The 2118-nt window shown below is 37.1% G+C and carries 4 protein-coding genes; 3 read left to right on the forward strand and 1 reads right to left on the reverse strand.

Annotated features, from left to right (window positions below; genetic code table 11):
* Nucleotides 1–202 precede the first annotated feature (202 nt).
* The 3 genes from CHU92_RS00785 to CHU92_RS00795 are packed head-to-tail and all read left to right on the forward strand — an operon-like array spanning nucleotide 203 to nucleotide 1191.
* On the forward strand, nucleotides 203–697 hold the full coding sequence (locus tag CHU92_RS00785) for a DUF2975 domain-containing protein (RefSeq protein WP_094411630.1): 495 nt from the start codon (nucleotides 203–205) through the stop codon (nucleotides 695–697).
* 3 nt (nucleotides 698–700) lie between these two features.
* The gene (locus CHU92_RS00790; protein WP_094411632.1) at nucleotides 701–913 is read left to right on the forward strand and encodes a helix-turn-helix domain-containing protein; all 213 of its coding nucleotides are present in this window, start codon (nucleotides 701–703) and stop codon (nucleotides 911–913) included.
* Nucleotides 914–915: 2 nt separating this feature from the next.
* Nucleotides 916–1191, forward strand: a complete 276-nt coding sequence (locus tag CHU92_RS00795; protein WP_094411634.1) for a hypothetical protein — start codon at nucleotides 916–918, stop codon at nucleotides 1189–1191.
* Nucleotides 1192–1480: 289 nt separating this feature from the next.
* On the opposite strand, the gene CHU92_RS00800 is transcribed toward CHU92_RS00795, so the two are convergent.
* Nucleotides 1481–2050: a hypothetical protein gene (locus CHU92_RS00800; protein ID WP_094411636.1), complete on the reverse strand. Its 570-nt coding sequence runs from the start codon at nucleotides 2048–2050 to the stop codon at nucleotides 1481–1483.
* Between the last annotated feature and the right edge of the window lie 68 nt (nucleotides 2051–2118).

Genomic DNA, 2118 nt, shown 5'->3' on the forward strand with positions numbered 1-2118 from the left:
TCAACAAGGTTATGCGCTGCCGGAAGTCTCCGCAGCATATTTTCTTCCACACGCTTTTGCAGCTTTCTGTCAAGTGATCCGGGGAATTGCTCCATAGTGCCAAAAATACAGGAATTAAAACTGCACACAGATATTGTTTTGTTTTTATTAATTATTGTTTTGCAATAATTTTATTATATTTGTCCATCTAAAACTAAGTGATATGGAGAAACTTCCCTTTTTAAGGACCCTTACCGGCATAACATTTATACTGTGCATGGTTATACTTGTGTTTGCAGTACCATTTATATTTATGGCGTTATTTTTTCCGGCACAGGTTCCTTTTGAGGTAAATGGCACCAAGGCTGTTGATATGGCTCCGGAAGATTATGTAATGCTTGGGGTTAAGATTGTTGTTTTCGGCATATGGACCTATGCCTTATATTTGTTCAGGGGCATACTCACGCTTTTTTCAAAAAAGAAAATTTTTGATGATGCCGTTATACTACTGCTGGGCAATACGGGGAAGGCACTGCTTGCAGGTTTCATCCTATATTTTATTTCTGAATTCCTTTATAATGTGATTGTGGAAAATACATTTTCAGTGGGTATAGGGGCTGAACTACTGGTTGTGATACTGGCCCTGTTCTTTATGGTGCTTAGCGAGGTATTCCTCACGGCAAAAAAGATGAAAGAAGAAAACGACTTAACCATATAAGCCATGCCAATAATCATTAACCTGGACGTAATGCTGGCCAAACGGAAAATGCGCAGCAACGAATTGGCCGAACGCGTAGGCATAACCACTGCTAACCTTTCAATTTTAAAAACAGGCAAGGCTAAGGCGATACGGTTTAGCACGCTGGAAGCTATTTGCAAAGAACTGGACTGCCAGCCGGGGGATATTATAGAGTTTGTGGAGGAAACGAATTAGATATGAAGCACTTTATTAAAATCAGCTTTTATTCTTTTGCGGCTTTTTGTACAATATCTTATATGAGCGTAATGACCGTCTTATTGTCCAGACGAAATATGCCAACGCTTAAAATAGGTTTTCCGCTGGAATACTATACACAGTTTTGGGTCTCTTCCACAGAATTGCACTGGGGATGGAACCGCAAAAACTTTTTCATTGACGTTGTACTTACAGCGGCAGTTGTGGCGATTATTTATCTATTTGTAAGACAGAAAAAGAAAGATGTATCAACTTAATAAGCAAGAAATTATTGGTTTTTATTCCACCTGCTGATTATATCAGCCATGTATCTGTACTATTGCAGTCTGTAATAGGAATTTATATTCCATGACGGCAGAGCAGGCTGAAAAGGCTTTAGCTTATTTATAACTACACTTACTACTGCACCTCTTTATCTAATATATCATGCTATAGCAATTTCGTTGACAAGGGCATCTACAAACAAGAAAGTATTTATAATAAATGGAATTGGCATACTGCTGCTCGTACTGCATTGTATTGCAGTAGCCTGTACTTAATCAAGATTTACAGCGCAAGCTCCTCAAGCTCTACCCACTGTTTGTTATGAGGGTCGGTAGCATCAAGAAAATCAACTTTCATCTTAGTTGCTAAATGCTTAGCCATTTCATAACTAGGCTCTTTCTTGAGATTAGTATATATTGTAAAATGTTTTGAACTGTCATGCCATACATTTACATCATACCGGTAACCGGCTGAATCTGACATTCCATCTCCGTCACTGTCTTTAGACCAGCCTTGCCTGAAAACACAGATGTATTCTATATTGGGCAAATGCTGCCATGTTCCTAACCTGAAAATCCCGACAGCATATTCTTTTTTATAAAGCCTCTTTTCAAAATCAAAATAAATGTTATTAACTAAAGAAAACCGTACTTCCAGTACAAATGCTGTAGTGGCAAAAGATAAAATACCAACACAACCTTTTGCTGCACCAATTGTAAAATCAATATACAATATGTATAGCGAAAGTAAGATAAGCAAAAGTGTGACAGTATAAAATATTGCCGCGATTATAATTTGCCATAATGGCCGGTTACCTTCACTAACGAGAATATTGTCAATTTTATAACTCATGTTAAATAGCTTTAACACAATATTTTTAGTACACGACAAAAAACATAATTGATTAAAAATCAATAAAA

The sequence above is a fragment of the Flavobacterium cyanobacteriorum genome (assembly GCF_002251835.1).
GTDB classification, from domain to species: domain Bacteria; phylum Bacteroidota; class Bacteroidia; order Flavobacteriales; family Flavobacteriaceae; genus Flavobacterium; species Flavobacterium cyanobacteriorum.

Excerpts from the sequence above, each read along its gene's own strand:
- CHU92_RS00785 (WP_094411630.1), top strand. The coding sequence starts at position 203 with ATGGAGAAACTTCCCTTTTTAAGGACCCTTACCGGCATAACATTTATA.
- CHU92_RS00790 (WP_094411632.1), top strand. The coding sequence starts at position 701 with ATGCCAATAATCATTAACCTGGACGTAATGCTGGCCAAACGGAAAATG.
- CHU92_RS00795 (WP_094411634.1), top strand. The coding sequence starts at position 916 with ATGAAGCACTTTATTAAAATCAGCTTTTATTCTTTTGCGGCTTTTTGT.
- CHU92_RS00800 (WP_094411636.1), bottom strand. The coding sequence starts at position 2,050 with ATGAGTTATAAAATTGACAATATTCTCGTTAGTGAAGGTAACCGGCCA.